Annotated in this window: 17 protein-coding genes; 3 read left to right on the top strand and 14 right to left on the bottom strand. The window is 62.2% G+C overall.

Annotation, left to right across the window (positions count from 1 at the left end; all coding sequences use genetic code 11):
* Window positions 1-41: 41 nt before the first annotated feature.
* Window positions 42-1,268 (top strand): MalY/PatB family protein, encoded by a 1,227-nt coding sequence (locus tag J3O30_RS11250; RefSeq protein WP_207584197.1) that lies wholly within the window; start codon window positions 42-44, stop codon window positions 1,266-1,268.
* An 18-nt stretch (window positions 1,269-1,286) separates the two neighbouring features.
* On the opposite strand, the gene J3O30_RS11245 is transcribed toward J3O30_RS11250, so the two are convergent.
* The 5 genes from J3O30_RS11245 to J3O30_RS11225 form a co-directional block, all read right to left on the bottom strand.
* Window positions 1,287-2,489 (bottom strand): ABC transporter permease, encoded by a 1,203-nt coding sequence (locus tag J3O30_RS11245; RefSeq protein WP_207584196.1) that lies wholly within the window; start codon window positions 2,487-2,489, stop codon window positions 1,287-1,289.
* Window positions 2,479-3,195, bottom strand: coding sequence for an ABC transporter ATP-binding protein (locus tag J3O30_RS11240; RefSeq protein WP_207584195.1), 717 nt, complete (start codon window positions 3,193-3,195; stop codon window positions 2,479-2,481). Before J3O30_RS11240 ends, J3O30_RS11245 begins: the two co-directional genes overlap by 11 nt.
* 12 nt (window positions 3,196-3,207) lie before the next feature.
* A complete protein-coding gene (locus J3O30_RS11235; protein WP_207584194.1) occupies window positions 3,208-4,500 on the bottom strand; it encodes an efflux RND transporter periplasmic adaptor subunit in 1,293 nt (430 codons plus the stop codon).
* 159 nt (window positions 4,501-4,659) lie between these two features.
* The gene (locus tag J3O30_RS11230; protein ID WP_207584193.1) at window positions 4,660-5,034 is read right to left on the bottom strand and encodes a GFA family protein; all 375 of its coding nucleotides are present in this window, start codon (window positions 5,032-5,034) and stop codon (window positions 4,660-4,662) included.
* 10 nt (window positions 5,035-5,044) lie between these two features.
* Complete coding sequence (locus J3O30_RS11225) at window positions 5,045-5,254, bottom strand: hypothetical protein (protein WP_164015325.1); 210 nt, start codon at window positions 5,252-5,254, stop codon at window positions 5,045-5,047.
* A gap of 375 nt (window positions 5,255-5,629) precedes the next feature.
* Between J3O30_RS11225 and J3O30_RS11220 the strand changes: the two genes are divergently transcribed.
* On the top strand, window positions 5,630-5,812 hold the full coding sequence (locus J3O30_RS11220; protein ID WP_207584192.1) for a hypothetical protein: 183 nt from the start codon (window positions 5,630-5,632) through the stop codon (window positions 5,810-5,812).
* 172 nt (window positions 5,813-5,984) lie between these two features.
* Here J3O30_RS11220 and J3O30_RS11215 read toward each other — a convergent pair whose 3' ends face one another.
* From J3O30_RS11215 to J3O30_RS11200, 4 genes are all read right to left on the bottom strand, one after another.
* Complete coding sequence (locus J3O30_RS11215) at window positions 5,985-6,548, bottom strand: cytochrome c (protein ID WP_207584191.1); 564 nt, start codon at window positions 6,546-6,548, stop codon at window positions 5,985-5,987.
* Between the two features lie 195 nt (window positions 6,549-6,743).
* On the bottom strand, window positions 6,744-7,076 hold the full coding sequence (locus J3O30_RS11210; RefSeq protein ID WP_207584190.1) for a four-helix bundle copper-binding protein: 333 nt from the start codon (window positions 7,074-7,076) through the stop codon (window positions 6,744-6,746).
* A gap of 11 nt (window positions 7,077-7,087) precedes the next feature.
* On the bottom strand, window positions 7,088-7,513 hold the full coding sequence (locus J3O30_RS11205) for a DUF305 domain-containing protein (protein WP_207584189.1): 426 nt from the start codon (window positions 7,511-7,513) through the stop codon (window positions 7,088-7,090).
* 37 nt (window positions 7,514-7,550) lie between these two features.
* Complete coding sequence (locus tag J3O30_RS11200; protein WP_246762751.1) at window positions 7,551-7,829, bottom strand: hypothetical protein; 279 nt, start codon at window positions 7,827-7,829, stop codon at window positions 7,551-7,553.
* A 202-nt stretch (window positions 7,830-8,031) separates the two neighbouring features.
* On the opposite strand from J3O30_RS11200, the gene J3O30_RS11195 reads away from it, so the two are divergent.
* Entirely contained in the window at window positions 8,032-8,580 is a 549-nt protein-coding gene (locus J3O30_RS11195; RefSeq protein ID WP_207584187.1) for a cytochrome b/b6 domain-containing protein, read from the top strand.
* 74 nt (window positions 8,581-8,654) lie between these two features.
* Here the strand turns inward: J3O30_RS11195 and ugpC are convergent, their stop codons facing one another.
* From ugpC to J3O30_RS11170, 5 genes are all read right to left on the bottom strand, one after another.
* Window positions 8,655-9,734 carry a sn-glycerol-3-phosphate ABC transporter ATP-binding protein UgpC gene (gene ugpC / locus J3O30_RS11190; protein WP_207584186.1) on the bottom strand — a complete coding sequence of 360 codons (1,080 nt, stop codon included), beginning with the start codon at window positions 9,732-9,734 and terminating at the stop codon, window positions 8,655-8,657.
* Between the two features lie 16 nt (window positions 9,735-9,750).
* Window positions 9,751-10,800 (bottom strand): carbohydrate ABC transporter permease, encoded by a 1,050-nt coding sequence (locus J3O30_RS11185; protein ID WP_207584185.1) that lies wholly within the window; start codon window positions 10,798-10,800, stop codon window positions 9,751-9,753.
* Complete coding sequence (locus J3O30_RS11180; protein WP_207584184.1) at window positions 10,797-11,834, bottom strand: sugar ABC transporter permease; 1,038 nt, start codon at window positions 11,832-11,834, stop codon at window positions 10,797-10,799. Before J3O30_RS11180 ends, J3O30_RS11185 begins: the two co-directional genes overlap by 4 nt.
* Before the next feature lie 11 nt (window positions 11,835-11,845).
* Window positions 11,846-13,105 (bottom strand): ABC transporter substrate-binding protein, encoded by a 1,260-nt coding sequence (locus J3O30_RS11175; RefSeq protein WP_207584183.1) that lies wholly within the window; start codon window positions 13,103-13,105, stop codon window positions 11,846-11,848.
* 65 nt (window positions 13,106-13,170) lie between these two features.
* A complete protein-coding gene (locus J3O30_RS11170; protein ID WP_207584182.1) occupies window positions 13,171-15,690 on the bottom strand; it encodes a hypothetical protein in 2,520 nt (839 codons plus the stop codon).
* Window positions 15,691-15,700: the final 10 nt, after the last annotated feature.

The raw sequence follows: 15,700 nt of genomic DNA, 5'->3' as shown, positions 1-15,700 counted from the left end.
CGCGCGGCTGGCGCACACATTACTACTAGGAATCTAAGCCGATGATACAGTCACGTGTGCCGGCGACCAGGAAACTGGCCGCTACGGAGTTGAGCTTTGATGTTGTTCATGATCGCAGCCAGTTCGGGTCAGCGAAATGGGCCAACCAATGGGATGAATTCTCTCCCCGCGTCGAGGGCGATGGACTGGTGTCGCTTTGGACGGCCGACATGGACTTTCGTGCGCCAGAGCCGGTGATTGCACGCCTGCGCGAGGCCGTTGACCATGGTATTTATGGCTATACGAAGCGCGATCCGCACCACTACGAAATCGTAAAATCGTGGTTCGAGCGCCGCCACGGCTGGAACGTTGATATCGAGACGCTGCTTCCTGCTCCGGCGATCATGCCCTCAGTCGCGGTGATTTTACGCACCTTTACGCAGCCCGGTGACGGCGTCATCGTTCAAGCTCCGGTCTATTCCCCATATTTCCAAGTCATCCGCGAGAACGGCAGGAACCTCCTCATCAACCGCCTGAGGCTTGTGGACGGCGCCTACGAGCTCGATCTGGAGGATTTTGAACGGCAAGCTGCAAGCGGTGCCCGCGCATTTTTATTGTGCAATCCGCACAACCCTGCTGGAAAGGCCTGGACACGTGAGGAGCTTCAGAGCCTCGACGCGATGTGTGAGCGCCATGGCATTCTGGTCATCTCCGACGACATTCACTGCGATATTCGACTAAACGACCGCCCCCACACGGTATACTCCTCTATCAGCGACGCCGCGGCAGCGAAATCCTTCATCTGCACTGCTCCGACCAAGACATTCAACTTGGCCGGTGTACCTGCGGCTACCCTCTCGGTTGCGGACCCGAAACGCCGCGAGGAGCTGTTCCAAGCCATGCAAGCATCGTTCATGCTGAACGCGAATTATTTCGGGCGGTTAGCACTTGAAATCGCATATAGCTCGGGCGATCAGTGGCTCGACGGCCTTACATCCTATGTCCAGGAGAATGTCGATCTCGTATCGAGCATCGCGGCCAGCGATCTTCCGGGCATCAGGCCCATGCGACCGGACGCATCATATCTGATCTGGCTGGACGCACGGGGGTTAGACGCAAAAGTGGGAGGCGTTCATCGATTCTTCGTCGAACGGGCTGGGGTCAACTTGTACGATGGACGCGTCTATGGGCCAGGTGGAGAAGGCTTCATCCGCCTCAACGTCGGTTGTCCGCGCTCAGTCCTCGCGGAAGCGTTGGGACGCATGGCACGCGCCCTTGCATCTCTCTAGCCATTGGTCGCCCGCCTTTTACTCATGCCGCAGCGCCTCGATCGGATTGAGCTGTGCCGCCCGTCTTGCCGGGAAATAGCCGAAGATCATGCCGATTGCGGCGGAGAAGAGGAAGGCGACGGCGACCATCATCGGGCTGAAAACGAAGGGGACTTTTAGGAGCGTCACCGCGCCGAAGCCGAGGCTCAGGCCAAGCACGATGCCGGTGATGCCGCCGAACAGTGACAGCGCCACCGCTTCGACCAGGAACTGGGTCAGCACCTGGTTTTCGAGCGCGCCGATCGCCAGGCGAATGCCGATTTCGCGGGTGCGCTCGGTGACGGAGACCAGCATGATGTTCATGATGCCGATGCCGCCGACGAGCAGGCTGATGGCGGCGACGGCGCCGAGCAGGCCGGTCAGCAACGTCGTCGTGCCGGTCATCGCCTCGGCGATCTGGGTCATGTCGTTGACGTTGAAATCGTCCTGCCGGCCGGGCACGATCTTGCGGCGCTCGCGCAGCAGATCTTCGACATCGGACTGCACCTTGGCTGTGGAGACGCCGTCGCGCGCCGAGATGATGATCTGCGGCACGTTGCTGTTGCCGCTGATGCGCCGCTGGAACACCTTGACCGGCATGATGACGACATCGTCCTGGTCGGTGCCCATGCCGGACTGGCCGCGCTTGGCGAGCACGCCGATAACCGGGCATGAAACCTTACCGACGCGGATCTGCTGACCGATCGGATCGGCGGCGCCGAAGAGCTGCGAACGCACCGTCTCGCCGATGATGCAGCGGGACTGGCCGCGTTCCTCGGCGGGGGTAAAATTGCGGCCGAGCGCCAGGCTCCAATCCTGCGCCACGAAATAGTCGTTGGTGGTGCCGGAGACGCTGGTCGAATGGTTCTGGCCGCCAAAAATCACGGTCGCAGTGGACTGGTTGAGCGGCGCCACGGCTCTAAGGCCGCCGATCTGATCGCGGATGGCGGCGACATCCTTGACGCTGAAGCGTTTGGCCTCGGAGCTTGCCCGGCCGGGGCCGAACTGGCCGGGGCGGACGAACAGCATGTTGGTGCCGAGCCGCGACAGTTCGGTCGAGACCTGCGCGGTCGTGCCATTGCCGATCGTCACCAGCGCGATAACGGCGGCGACGCCGATGACGACGCCGAGCACGGTCAGGAACGAGCGAAGCATGTTGCGGCTGATGGCGCGCAATGCCAGCTTCAGCGTCTCAAAGAACATGATCCGCCCTCCTGCGATGCTCGACCTCCGTCTCCAGCTTGCCGTCGACAAAACGCAGCAGCCGTTGGGCATAGGCGGCGATATCGGGTTCGTGCGTGACAATGACGATGGTGATGCCCTGCTCGCGGTTCAGCCGGGTCATCAGATCCATGATCTCGACACTGGTCCTGGTGTCGAGATTGCCTGTCGGCTCGTCGGCGAGCAGAAGCGCCGGTTCGGTGACGATGGCGCGGGCGATGGCGACACGCTGCTGCTGGCCGCCCGATAGTTCCTGGGTCTTGTGATGTTCGCGGCCGGACAGCCCGACCAGCGCCAGGGCTTCGCGGGCCCGTTCGCGCCGCTCGCGCACCGCCATCCCGCGATAGATCAGCGGCAGCTCGACATTTTCGACGGCCGAGGTGCGCGACAACAGGTTGAAGCCCTGGAAGACGAAGCCGAGCATATGGCGGCGCAGAAGCGTCAGCTGGCTTCGGTCGAAGCCGCTAGTCGGAATACCTTCGAAGATGTAATCGCCAGCACTCGGCACGTCGAGGCAGCCGAGGATGTTCATCGCCGTCGACTTGCCGGAGCCCGATGGACCCATGATCGCGACGAATTCGTGAGTGTCGATCGTAAGGTCGACATGGTCGAGCGCGCGGATCGCCGCCTCGCCCTCGCCGTAGATTTTCGAGACCTGCCTGAATTCGATGAGCGGCGGGCTTGCCATCCGTCTCTCCGCCTAGTTCGCACGCGTCGTGGCGTCGGTCACCAATGCGTCGTTTTCCTTGAGGTCACCGGAGGCGACCTGGGTGAACTGGCCGTCGGACGAGCCGACCTGGATGACGACAGGTGAGGGCCGGCCGTCGCGCAGCACCCAGACGCGCCGTTGCGCTCCCGTCAACGCCTGACCTGAATTGCCGCCGCGTTGACGTGGCGGGCCGAAGATCCCAAAAATGCCGCGGCCGCGCGGTCCCGCCTGGGGGGGAGCATAACGTAGCGCGGTGTTCGGCACCATCAGCGTGTCCTTGACAGCTTCGACGGTGATGTCGGCGGTCGCCGTCATGCCGGGACGCAGCAAGAGGTCGGCATTGTCGACGGAGAGGACCGCCTTATAGGTCACGACATTATTGACCACTTCGGAGGCGAAGCGGATCTGCTCGATCTCGGCCGGAAAGCTCCGGTCGGGATAGGCGTCCACCGAAAACTTCGCCTTCTGGCCGACAGCGATCTGGCCGACATCGGCCTCGTCGACATCGACCTGCAGCTCCATCTTCTTCAAATCGCCGGCGATGGTGAAAAGGATTGGCGCCGAAAGCGAGGCTGCGACCGTCGCACCCGGATTGACGGCGCGGGTGAGGATCACGCCGTCGATCGGCGAGATGATCTTCGCCTTGGCGAGATTGACCTCGGCAAGCTGCAGATCGGCCTCCGAGGCCAGGACCTCGGCTTCGTTGATCTGTTTGGCGGCGACGGCGGAATCATATTTGTAGCTGGCGTCGTCGAGGCTCTGCTGGGTGGAGACGTTGCTCTTGACCAGGCTCTTCAGCCGCTCGAGCGAGGTGCTTGCTGATTGCAGGTCGGCATTGGCCTTGGCGACATTCGCCTTGGCCGAATTGAGCTTGGCGCGTGAGCTCTTCACATCCGCCTCGAGCTTGTTGGTGTCGAGTTGCGCCAGCACGTCGCCCGATTTGATCGTGCTGTTGTAATCGACGTTGACGTCGCGGACCGTGCCGGAAAGTTCGCTCGATATATCGACCTGCTCGGTCGGCTGCACCGAGCCGGTGGCGGTGACGAGCACCGTCAGGTCGCCGCGTTTTGCCGGCTGGGTGGCATAGCTCACTTCGCTTTGCCCGCGCCCCACATAGAAGTATGCGGCGCCGGCTGCAGCAGCGACGAGAATCAGCAGAATAAGCAGACGTCCGCGCCAGCGGCTGCGCTTGCCCTGCCGTCCCGATGCGGCAAGGACCGCTGCGAGATCGGACGCGCCGTTTGTCTCTGCCCCGGTCTTCTTGCTGGCTCCGGTATCGTTCATGTCATCCTCGATCAGTCGGGAGCCGTCTCGGCCCCGCTGCGAAATAAGCACAGCGCAGATGAACCGGGCATTAGCATTGCCGCCGAAGTGGCACGGAATTGCGGACGGGGGAAATGAAATATTGGTAAGGAAAGTCAAGTTTTGGCGGGGAAGCGCACGTCAGTCAGCATCTTCGGCATATTGCCCCGCGCCCGGCAGCGGATGCAGCCAGGGCTCGCGCCGTTTAATCCAGACTTCGTAGTCCGGCGCAAGGTCGCTCGGCGGATCGTCGAGCGAGCCGAGGCGGATTTCTGTCGTCTCCTGCTGCAGGCAGAACAGCCTGCCGCCGCAGGCGGGGCAGAAGCTGCGACCGGCGAAGGTGGCGATCTCGCCGCTGTGGGAAAAAGCCCGGCGCGGCCAGACCGCGAAGAAGACGAAGGCGGAGCCGCTCGATTTGCGGCAATCGGCACAGTGGCAGAGGCCGACACGAAGCGGTTCGCCTTCCACGCGATAGGCAACCGCCCCGCAAAGACAGCTTCCGGTGCGGATCCTCATGGGGCGGCCGTCAGGCGTCGAGACTGGTGGGCAAGCCCGGCGGGCGCCGCTTGGCCGCCATCAGCAGATCGAGTTCGGTTGCGGAGGGGCCGAACTTCTCGTAGAGGCGCTTGGCCTCCTCGTCATCAAGCCGGTATTTCCTGGCAAATTCGCTGATGCTATAGGGGCGCCCACGCAACACTCTTCGCGCCGGGGTCGCCGTATTCGGTGCGTCGGACATGGGTTTCTCCTTTCTTTGCATGCCTTTTAAGCTAGTGCGACAAGGTCAATTGGAAAGAGGCGGCGGGCTGCAGCGGCTCTTCCGGCATGGGTGGATCGGGTGGATTGCGGAACCTTCCCGCCACCACCGGGCATTGTCAAAGCGAGGTTGCGGGCCGCGCTAAGCGGACGCGACGGTGCTGGAAAACATCGGGATTTTTCCGCTTTCTCCCGATGGCCAACGAAATGGCAGGCGAGCTCCCTACCCGCCCGGTCCGCTTCCTCATCGCTGTTTTCGAAACGAGATCACGAAATATTAAAATTGGGAACACATGCGCCTCAGCGAGGTTCTTCCCTCGGGGTCGACGTGGCCTCGTTCAAACCGAAGGAGAACCGTATGGCAAACCAAGGTGGAACCCGCGAACAGCACGTCAAAGCTGGGCAGCAGAGTCACAAGAACGACTCCAACGCCCGCAGCTCCTCTTCAGGTGGCAGCGACGCGCAGTCCAGCGGGACCCGCGGCGGCAGCCATGAACAGCCTGTAAAAGCTGGTCAACAGAGCCACAAGAACAGCCAGTAAAGCTGTCTTGATTTGAAAATTCCCGGCTCGCGCTTCGGCGCGGGCCTTTGTGTGTCGAGTGGCTCCAACGGTGGCTTGTCCGCCTCCGGCATGTCCCGTTCCTCGATGAATCTTCAGACGTACGGCGAGACGCGTGGATACGACAGACAATGACAATCACGCATGGGCGCCGTTACTCCATCCTGAAGCGGGTGTGGCAGGTCGTGCAGGTCTGCAGCATCAGGTGGAACATATGTTCCGCCGGCATCGCCGACAACTCCTGCTGATTGCGGACGTGGGTGCCGAAAGGGCCGCCGCCCATCGCCTCTCCGGGCTTCATGCGCATGCTGGCGGTCATTGGCCCGGGGTTCTTTTCCGCGGCGGCACCCAGCGCGGCGGCATAGTCTCGCAGGTCGTTTGCGATGCGGTCGAACCGGTCGCGCTCCTTGAGAATGTTTGGCCCGGCCTTCGATTTCGGTCCGGCCGGATTGTTGGCCTCGGACGCGAAATGTGCGGAGAGAACGCCTCCTGACCTGTCGCGGATGGTATCGGCCGCCCACTTGAACTCGCTGGCCTTGTAGGCCGACGGATCCTTGAACATGCCGGAAATCGTCATTGCCGCTGCGGCCATGGCTTTCATGTCCGCCTGCCGGATGGTGACGACATCCTCCGCGGCCGAAGACACGGCTGCCGTCAAAATAACTGCTGCCATGAAGGCGAACGGTCCTAACTTGTTCGCGTCAGCTGTTAATCTCATCGACGACGCCGCCTGGATTGGTGACCATGATGCTGCAGCGGATATCCGATGCCGTGACCGAATTTCAATATTCGTTGACCGCGCCGCGCGTCTCCTCAGGCGCGCGGCGCTGTAACATTGGAAATGGATGTTTATCCTTAATCGAATTCGATTTCAGGAGCTATGCAGCAGGCAGAAAGAGGGTGAATGCGCCGATCAGGCCGCCATCTTCTTACAGCTCTCGGCGCAACGGAGACAGGCGTCGACACAGCTCTGCATATCGCCGACCCGGGCGCATTCATGGGCACATTGGGCGCAGATTTCGGCGCATTCCCGGCAGACGTGCCTGTGATGTTCCGAGCCGATCAGCATGAAGTGCGCAGAGATCCGGCAGATCTCCGCGCAAGCCATCATCAGCTTGAAGTGCGGAGGCTTCGTATGCTCCCCGCCAAGTTCCAAGCAGTGTCCCATGGCCATCGACAGGCATTCGCTGTAGCAGGCGAGGCAGTTGTCGATGCAGGCTTTCATTTCAGTCGACATGTGATGCATGGCGCAATCTCCTACTTGACTTGCTTGTCCACCCACTTGGACATTTCTTCGATCTCCTGTCTCTGCGCCTCGATGATCCGCTGCGCCATCTGCTTGGCTTCTTCGTTGTCGCCGTACTTGAGTTCAACCTCCGACATGCTGATCGCGCCCATGTGATGGGCGATCATGCCGCAGACGAAAGAGACGTCGGCATCCTTCTTCATCATTCCCTGCATCATGTTCAGGTGCATGTCTTTCATGCCGTCGGACGATGCCTTCTGGTAATCGGTCATTTCGCCCATTGGCATGCCCCCGGACATCGACATGTCCATCTTCATGCCTTCGGACTTACATTTCTCCGGATAGGCCATCGTATTTTGACCCTGAGCTGTGGCAGAAAAGGCCAGTAAAGCCGCGACTGCCGCCGCGCAGAGGGTAAGCTTGGTGAACGTTTTCATGTTTCGATCTCCGAAATCTGGTTGATGTCGATTTGTCTCAGCCCGGCAGAGATCGGGGCGGCGGATCGATCGCGCGGGTCAGCAGCAGCGGCCGGTGCTCGGCCGACATTCTTTCATGGATCCCCGGTTCGATCAGAGGCGCTGCGATTGATGCGAGTTGCGGCAGGATTGGGCAGCAGTGCATCGTCGAACAGCATGCGGTCAGGTTCCCGCAAGGATTACCGGCATCGCGATGTTGCTCCGAAGCCGACGGCTGGTGCTGGTTTGGAACGGCGGGCGACGCCTCGACCATGCCGAACGGATTCACCGCCATCATCAGGACGACAACGAACACCTGGACTGAGCGGACTATGCTTCCAAGTCTCATTCGGCTGTTTCCCTTCCGGGGCCCAACTGTGCGGCGGCGGAAATGTTCCAATCGAGGGTTGATCTGTAGCACTCAGATTCTTTGGCAATGAGGCGGTGAGAAAGCATTAACTGACGCAGATTAATCTGCGCGTCTCGCTCGGAGAGGATCGATGAAGAGTGGTTACTCGCTGCCCCAGATAGGGCTCCATTGGCTCGTCGCCTTCATGGTGCCGGTCCAGTATCTGACCGGCGGCAGCATCGAGAGAATTCACCACGCCGTCCACATGGGTATCGCGCCATCACATTGGGACGTCGCCCAGCACCAGCTTCATAACTACGCGGGAATGGCGATTGGCCTGCTGATGGGCCTGCGGCTGGTTCTTCGTCTCCTTCAACCGCCCGAATCCAGCAAGCCCGGTTCATGGGCCGGCCGGGCCGCGACGGCTCTTCATTACGGCTTCTACGCCGCAATCATCGGACAGGCCTGCATGGGGTTCGTCGCGAGCTACCTCTGGTTCACCATCGCGCCGTATCATGTGATCGGTTCGAGAGTTATCCTGGCGATGCTCGCGCTGCACCTCGCCGCAGCTGCCTGGCACACTCTGGTCGCCCATGACGAGACCGTCGACCGGATGGTGTTCTCGCGTCGGAGGCGGCCAGCCGAGAACCCCGTGAATCACAGGACGGACTGCCGACCACGAACGAGTCCTGCACCATGATCACGCCGACACCGCGCTTGCTTCGTGTACTCGGGAACGGCTGACTGGAAGCTGACGAGCGGTTTGCCGCCGCCTCAGCACAGACGCCGGCCGTCCTCGCCGAAGAGGTGGAGCACAGCGGGATCAAGATGCAGCGGCAGGCTGTCGCCCGATTTCATGCGCTGCTGGCCGGCAAAGACGGCGATCAACTTCTTTCCACCTGCGTCGGCGTGGACGACGGTCTCCGAGCCCAGTTCCTCGACAAGGGTGATGCGGGTGTCCAGCTTGCGCGCACCAGTTCCATCGGCAAGGGTGATGTGCTGGGGCCGGATGCCGATGCTGACCCTTTCGCCGATTGGGCGCATCTCTTTAGCAATCACCGAGAGACGGTGGCCGCCGACGGTTTCCACCTCGGCGAAACCATTCTCATGGCCGATGATCGCACCTTCCAGGAAATTCATGTGCGGCGCGCCGATGAAACCGGCGACGAAGCGGTTGGCCGGCGTGTTGTATAGTTCCAACGGCGTTCCCACCTGCTCGATCCTGCCGCTTCGAAGCACGACGATGCGGTCGGCAAGCGTCATCGCCTCGACCTGATCGTGGGTGACGTAGATCATCGTCGCCTTCAGGCGGGCGTGGAGGGCGGCGAGTTCGGCGCGCATGCTGACCCGGAGTTCGGCGTCGAGATTGGACAATGGCTCGTCGAGCAGGAAGGCATCCGGCCGGCGGACGATGGCGCGGCCGATCGCCACGCGCTGGCGCTGGCCGCCGGAAAGCTGACCGGGACGGCGCTGCAGGAAGGGCTCGATTTCCAGCATGCGGGCGGCGTCAGCGATGCGCGCTTCGATCTCGGCCTTGGCCACCTTGGTATTCTCCAAACCGAAGGCCAGGTTTTCCCGCACGCTCATATGCGGATAGAGCGCATAGGACTGGAAGACCATGGCAAGGCCGCGGTCGGCGGCGCCGATCTCGGTCACATCCTTGCCGTCGATAGCGATGCTGCCGCCTGTGGGCTTGTCGAGGCCGGCGATCAGACGTAGCAGCGTCGATTTCCCGCAACCGGAAGGGCCGACGAAAGCGACGAACTCGCCATCGTCGACGGCAAGCGAGACATCACGGATGACCTCGACGGTGCCGAAATTCTTGACAATGTTCCTGAGCTCGAGCCCGCTCATGCACTCTCCTGTTTGACTATTTGAGTCCCGAGCCGGCAATGCCCGTGGTGATGAAGCGCTGCAGGAAGACGAAGATCAGCACGACCGGGATCATCGAGACGACCGTCATGGCGAGGATGTAGTGCCATTGCACGTTGAGCTCGCCGGCATAGACGTTGAGACCGACCTGCAGCGTATAGAGTTCCTTGCGCGACAGCACGATCAGCGGCCAGAGAAAATCGTTCCAGCGCCAGACGACCGAGAAGATCGCCAGCACCGCAAGCGCCGGCGCCGACAGCGGCAGGATGATGCGCCAGTAGATCTGCCATTCACTGGCCTTGTCCATGCGCGCGGCGTCGATCAGCTCGTCGGGGATGGTCAGCATATATTGCCGGAGCAGGAAGACACCCGTCGGGGTGGCGACCGTCGGCAGGATGACGCCCCAGAGGCTGTCGAAGAGGTTCAAGGTGCCGATGACGGAATAGAGCGGCACGACGATGACCGAAAGCGGCACCATCAGCGTCGCCAGGATCATCAGCATAACGGCAGTGCGGCCGGGGAACTGGTATTTCGACAGCGCGAAGGCGGCCATTGAATTGACCAGCAGCGTGATCGCCGTCGCGATGACGGTCACGAAGACGGAGTTGCGTAGGAACAGGAAGAAATCGAAGCGCTGGAACGGCTCGGTGTAATTGCCGGCGGCGAATTCGACCTGGCGCACCGGGGTGCGGTCCTTGATGTTCGCCTTGACGATTTCACCCGGCTGTTTCGGATCGACCATCTGGCCGATGATGCCGATGCGGCGGACTTCGGCGAGCACACGGCTGCTGCCATCGGGCATCGTCACGGTATAGAGCGGCAGCGGCTTGTCGTAACCCGGCACCACGGCCTGTTCGGTGACATAGGGCAGGAAGGATGGCGGGAACTCGGCAAGGGCGGCCGGCGTCTTGAAGGAGGAGAAGACCAGCCAGACGGCCGGGCCGAACATCAGGAAGACGCCCGAGATCAGCCAGATCCAGGTGACGACATCCGTCCAGTGCCAGCCGCGGCCGCGGCGGCGCAGCAGGAACGTGCCGACAGCGCTCATTGGCGTGTTCCCTTTTTCTCGTTACGGCTGCTGGCTCCGAGTTGGACCAGCGTCAGGATGACGAGCACGATGCCCATCAGGATCGAGGCGGCCGAAGCGAGCCCCGGATTGCGCAGTGAACTCGCAAAGCCGGTCTCGTAGATATATTGGGTGATGTACATGGTGCTGGTGCCCGGCCCGCCGCCGGTGAGCACGAAGACCTCGTCGAAGATCTGCACGGCGCGGATCAACGCCAGGACCAGGACGACGATGAGGTTCGGCATCAGCAGCGGCAAAGTGATGCGCCGGAAGATGCGGGTGGGGCTTGCCTTGTCCATCGCAGCCGCCTCGTAGAGATCCCGCGGGATCGCCTGCAGGCCGGCGAGCAGGATCAGCGCGTAAAAGCCCATATGCGCCCAGACCGAGACGAAGACGGCGAAGAAGAAGGCCCAGAAACGATCGCTGAGCCAGGAGAAGGGTTCGAAGCCGAAGGGGCTCAGCGCATAGTTCAGCAGGCCCTGGCGCTGCAAGATCCACTTCCAGATCAGGCCGACGACGACGGGCGACAGCAGCACCGGAAAGAAGAACACGGCCCGCCAGAAGCCCCGATTGGAAAGCTCGCGGTTGAGGATCAAAGCCGTTGCCAGCGCCGCGATCAGCATCGCCGTCACCTGGAAGACGACGAAGACGGCGGTGTTGCGCACAGCCGCCCAGAAGGTGTCGGCCGCGCAGGTCGAAGGGTCGAGATAAGAGCCGCAATCGAAGAGGATGCGATACTGGTCGGCGCCGACATAGGTCCTGTTCTGCAGGAAGATGCCGCTGCCGCTCGTCGTCGAATAGAGGAAGTTGATGACCAGCGGCAGGAGCACGAAGACGGTGAAGATCAGCATGTTGGGCGCCAGGAAGACACCCGCCATGCCGTTCAGCCCCGTCAGCTTCTGCCAGGCGCGCATGGGAACGTCGACCAGCCCCATGGCAAGCCGGACAGGCGCAACGAGCGCCTGCCGCAGACCGGCTTTCGCCGGCGGTTCAGAAGTAACCGTCTTCTCCGCCATCTGTTCTTCCGTCAGTTGCCGGCGACCTTGGCCTTGATGTCCTCGTCGATGCGGGCATAGGCGTCGTCGAGCTTCATTTCGCCGGCGATCACCTGGCTGATGCGGGCGACGATGGCGCTGTAATAGGCGTCCGACCACTTCCAGCCCGGCAGCTTCATGGCGGGTGCGGCCGTCTGGCCGGCGGATTCGACGAAGGCCTTCAGCGCCGCCTGCACATGCGGATTGTCGGTCTTGAAGTCCATCTGGCCGGCCGCCACCGCCTTATGCGCCGGAATGAACAGGCTCCGCTCGGCGAATTCCTTCTGCACGTCGGCGCCTGCCAGGTAATCCATCACCTTGGCGACGTCCTTCGGGTTCTTGGTATATTTGACGGCGACGAGACCGGCGCCGCCCTGCATGCCGGTGCAGGCGGCCGTACCGCAGGGGCTTCCCGCCATCACCCAATCGAAACTGTCGCCGATCTTCTGGGCGAAGCCCGAGATCTGCCAGCTGCCCGAATAATAATAGGCAAGGCCACCATTGATGAAGTCTTCGGCCGCGGCGCGATAGGTGGTGCCGGCAGCACTCACCCAGACATCCTTGTTGACGATGCCGTCCTCGTTCCACTTGACGAAGCGGCTGAGGAATTCCTTGGCGCCCTGATCGATCGGCGCCGGTTTGCCGTCGGCGGCGATATAGTTGGCGCCGTAGGAAATGTTCGGGCCAGAGACGCGGTGGCCGGAGCGGTCGATCGCCATGGCGAAGACCTTCTGGCTGTCCGCAACCTTCTTGGCGGCCGCCGCCCAGTCATCCCAGGTTGCCTTCGGGCCGGGGATTTCGACACCGGCCTGCTCGAACAGTGTCTTGTTGACGAAGCCGCCGGTCAGCGTCAGCTGCGTCATGAAGCCGGTGATGGCGTTCGAGCCGTCAGGGCGCATCCAGTCGGCCTGGGCGCCGAAATTGTCGTCCCAATATTTCGCGTCGGCAAGGAGGGGGCGAAGATCAAGCCAGTGCTGCGCCTGCGCCTTCAGATTGGTGACGCGGGCGATATCCGGCCCCTTGCCGGCTTCGAGCTGCACCGGCAGCTGTTCCTTGACGACGTCGTAGGAGACCTCGTCGAGGATGACGTTGATGTCGGGATTGGCCTTGGAGAAGCGCGCCAGCAGATCCTTGATAACAGCGCCTTCGCCGCCGTCGGAATACCACATGATGCGCACGTCGCCGGCATGGGCGGCAACGGAACTCATGAGAACAGCAGCCAAAGCCGCGCCGATCGATTTCATTCTGGTCATTTTCTCCTCCTCTTGACCGATGAATTCCCCTGCCCGGCCGGTCCTCCGCCTGCCGGACATCTCGTCTACGAGGCGGCGCGCCGAGGCTGCCTGCCGGGTATTTCCAAATGTACCGCGTCTCCCCGCACCGACCAGTCCGAAGGACGAAGAATACGGCCTTCGGCGCGCACAGTGCCGTCCTCCTCGAAGACGACCTGGCCATAATCCGGATCGACGACGATCAATGCGCCCTCGTCATCGCGGCGGGCCGAAAGCGTGGCGAAACGCGCCTGCATTCCGTCGAGGCCACCCTCGCGCTCAAGATCGGAGAGGCGGACGATCCAACGGCCGTTACGGCCGGCGAGGCGCAGTTCGATATCGGTGGTCGGGCCCTGCTTCACCGGCTCCAGCGCCCCATTGCCGATCAGCATTGCAAACCCGTTGCCGGAGCGGGCGAGCGCCAGGTTGCCTTCAACCATCGTGTCGTCGAAGGCTTCGAGGGGAAACCAGGCATGGGTGAAATCCGGCTGGCCCTCATGGATGGCGAAATCGAGGATCGCCAGATCGCGATACTGGTGCACACGCGGCAGCGTCCCGCAGCCGCCCCAGAAGCTTGGCCGGCCGTAGCCGAACTGAATGGTTTCGCCGGGATGGTTGATCCAGATCTGCGCTTCCGGCCGGTCGCCCAAGCGCAGCTGCAGCACCGTCTCCTGATAACCCCAGGCGCCGGGGCGATAATGGGCGATGGTGCCGAGCGCGGTGTCGCGCGTTTTATAGTGATAGAGCGCGGCGAAACTGTTCTCGCCCTGCGAGAATGTCCATTCCTGCGCGTCGTCGGACTGGTGCGCGGCGATTTCGGCAAGTGCTTCTGGAAAACGCAGGCCATGATCGCGGATGCAGACGGCAAGCTGCGGCAGCGCATGGACGCGCCGGCCGTACCAGCCGCGGCCCCAGAGCAGCCGGGCGATGGCGGACAGTTCCACCGAGCGGCCGGGACGCAGAGTATGTTCGTAGGAGCGGCCCTGGCTGCCGGTCAGCATGCCGTGATGGGCCGAGCGGGCGACGATCTCCATCAGGCGGACGATGCTGGCACTCGCCCGGGCGCGGATCGCCTCATCCGGCGCGCAGGCGGCGAGCGCCGTCAGGCCCTTGAGGTCGATCGGGAAATAGGGAACGGAATTCCACTCGGCCATTTCCCAGCGCTCGAAATGATCGAGCCAAGCGCGGACGCGCTCTTCGCCGACCTTCATCTGCTCGGCGCCGGTACGGCCGGAACGAACGAAGACGGCATCGGGGAAAAGCTTGCCGCCGAGATAGGCGGCGGTGTGGAAGAGGAGCGCGTGGTTTTCCGAAAAATACCACTGAACGTCGTTGCCCGGCTCGTCCATCCAATAGCGGTAATTGAGAACGGCGTGTTCGATCCTCTGCCTGAGAGCCTGCGACAGCAGATCGCTCCAGCGGGTATAGGCAAAGAGCAGCGGCACCAGCACGAAATCGGCGCAGTCGTGGCAATCCTCGATGACCGGCAGCATGGCCGAAATCATCGCTTCGGTCTCCTCACCGCCCTGCCCCAGAGCCAAACGCGCGAAAGCGCAGACAGTATCCGGCTCTGAATGAGCGGCGACTTCTTCAAGTGCCTCGGCGACGCGGTCCTCCAGCGCGGCGGGCGCTTGCCCCTGGCGTTGGGGATGACAGATCTCGACGCCGAGTGTGCGGCCGACGGAAAGTTCACCTGCCTTGAAGGTGATGCGGAAATGGCGGAAATCGGCGGGCATCCGCGCCGAGGTGCCAAGCGCCAGCTTGGTAGCGCCTTCCTCGAGCGCGAAGTCATAGTCGAAGCGCTCGCTCGACATGAAGTCGCCTTCGATCTCGACATGGCAGCTCAGCGCCACCGGCAGCGGCACGGGGAAAAGGATCGTCACGTCCTCGCCGAGATAGGCGGTGCGGTCGAAGCGCATGCCTTCGAGGATCGCCTCCAGGCCGTCCGCAGCATCGGCGGCGATCGGAACAGGAACAGCGGTTTCGACCTCAGGACCGTCGAGATAATCCAGCTGGAAATAGAAGCGGGCGTCGCGTTCGGCGAGATCGTCGAAAAAGATGCGGATCTCGTTGAGGCCGTCCGAAAGCTCGACCTCGAAAAGCTGCTGGGCTTCCAGATTGCGCTCGTAAGGCGCCATGAAGCCTTGCTCGTGGCCATTGACGAAAAGGATGGCGCCGCCGCAGGTCGACAGGCGAAGTGTGGCTCGCGCCGCTGAGCGGGCATCGAGGAAAGTGCGCGCCCAGCAGCCGATGCGGGTCGGGCGAAACCAGAAGCCGGAGAGATCGACACGCGGCGAGGCAAAGGGAAGCCACCAGCGAACGGGTTCGAATACGGCGGTCGGTTTCGGTCTTCGGCCGGAGAATGATTTTTTGAATTCGGTGCGGCAGGGATATTCGTGCGGGATGAAGTTCTTCGTCTTGGTGACGAAGAAAAACGGATCCATCCTGCCTTCCATCGGCCGGTCGGCGACGTCGTAGCGCTCTTGCGAGAGGTGGCCGAGCTGCCAATAGACAATCGGTCTCTGCTTGCCGGTGGCGCGGCGAAGATGGGATTTCTCAGCGGTCATGCTTCAGCTC

It is taken from the genome of Rhizobium sp. NZLR1 (genome assembly GCF_017357385.1).
Lineage (GTDB): Bacteria > Pseudomonadota > Alphaproteobacteria > Rhizobiales > Rhizobiaceae > Rhizobium.
The sequence above is the reverse complement of the archived record's forward strand: the minus strand, read 5'-3'. Positions and strand labels throughout refer to the sequence as shown.